The organism is Vibrio sp. D173a (genome assembly GCF_030248475.1).
The window spans coordinates 1-676 of record NZ_JAHGAH010001132.1 but is presented as its reverse complement, the minus strand read 5'-3'; the positions used below and the strand labels follow the sequence as shown (position 1 = coordinate 676).

General features: G+C 46.7%; 1 protein-coding gene. It reads left to right on the top strand.

Going from position 1 to position 676, the window contains the following annotated elements:
- Positions 1 to 2: 2 nt before the first annotated feature.
- Positions 3 to 676, top strand: a 674-nt coding sequence (locus tag KIV40_RS31785) for a LysR family transcriptional regulator (protein WP_285353310.1), incomplete at its 3' end; no start/stop codon positions are given.

Genomic DNA, 676 nt, shown 5'->3' with positions numbered 1-676 from the left:
AAATAAATTGGCAACGCGTAGATATGAATTTACTGCTGACTTTTGATGCACTTTTTCGCCACAGAAGTGTTTCGAAAGCCGCTGAGTCACTGCATCTCGGGCAACCGGCCACCAGCTATAACCTCAAGAGACTGCGTGAATTGTTAGGCGACCCGCTATTTGAGAGAGATGGCAATAGCATGCGCCCTACCGTTCGAGCCCACGAGATTGAACCCAAGGTACGCCAGATCATGACCATATTCAGTCAAGAGATCATGCAAGCGAACCAATTTGATCCGCTAGGGTTTGATGGTGTATTCACAGTGGGACTAAGTGATTATGCGGAACAGATTTTTGCACCAAAACTGTTCGACCAACTTCAAACCTTAGCGCCGGCCGCCAAGGTATTGTTTAAGCCTGTTGATGGTAACAACTGTGTTGATGCACTTGAATCACGCGAGGTTGACCTGTGCATTGGCGTCTTTTCGGACTTACCCAATAAAGTCGCAAGTACCTTTCTCTATCGAGAGCGCCACCTCTGCACCTTTGATAACCAAGTGCTGCAAAGTGAATTACCTATCTCGTTAGATACTTACCTTAATACCCCGCAGATGATCGTCACAGCCAACCAAACCTTGGCAACACGGGTCGATAAAACACTCGCTCAGATGAATATCCAACGTAATGTTGTAATGGG